This is a genomic window from Phycobacter sedimenti (assembly GCF_038148855.1).
GTDB classification, from domain to species: domain Bacteria; phylum Pseudomonadota; class Alphaproteobacteria; order Rhodobacterales; family Rhodobacteraceae; genus Phycobacter; species Phycobacter sedimenti.
Genome location: NZ_JBBVGR010000023.1, coordinates 1 through 535, shown reverse-complemented (window position 1 = coordinate 535; position 535 = coordinate 1). Strand labels below are relative to the sequence as shown.

The 535-nt window shown below is 66.0% G+C and carries 1 protein-coding gene; it reads left to right on the top strand.

Annotated features, from left to right (window positions below; genetic code table 11):
- Window positions 1-535, top strand: a 535-nt coding sequence (locus AADA15_RS19280) for a methyl-accepting chemotaxis protein (RefSeq protein WP_341643188.1), incomplete at both ends; no start/stop codon positions are given.

Sequence of the window (535 nt, the reverse complement as noted above, 5' to 3'; positions counted from 1 at the left end):
CGCGGGTTTGCGGTGGTGGCCTCCGAAGTGCGGGCGCTGGCGCAGCGCTCCTCGGATGCGGCGATGGAGATCAAGACGCTGATCAGCGACTCGTCGCGCCAGGTGGAGCGCGGTGTGGACCTGGTCGGCAAGGCGGGCGATGCGCTGAACAACATCGTCGAGCGCGTCAACCACATCTCGAAGCTGGTGACCGATATTGCCGAGGGCGCGGTGGAGCAGTCCACGGGTCTGGGCGAGATCAACACCGGCGTTGTGCAGCTCGATCAGGTGACGCAGCAGAACGCGGCCATGGTCGAAGAGGCGACGGCGGCGGGTCACATGCTGAACAGCGATGCGACCAAGCTGGCCGAGCTGGTGGCCCATTTCAAGATTTCGGGCGGCGGCGGCGTCACGCAGCTGAGCGCGCCGAAACCGGCGCCGAGCAAGCCGACGGCGCATGGCGATGACGACTGGGATTTCTCTGATTTCAGCGAAGCCACCCCGGCAGCCACCGGAACCGACGGAAACGCGGCCCTCGACAAGTGGCAGGATTTCT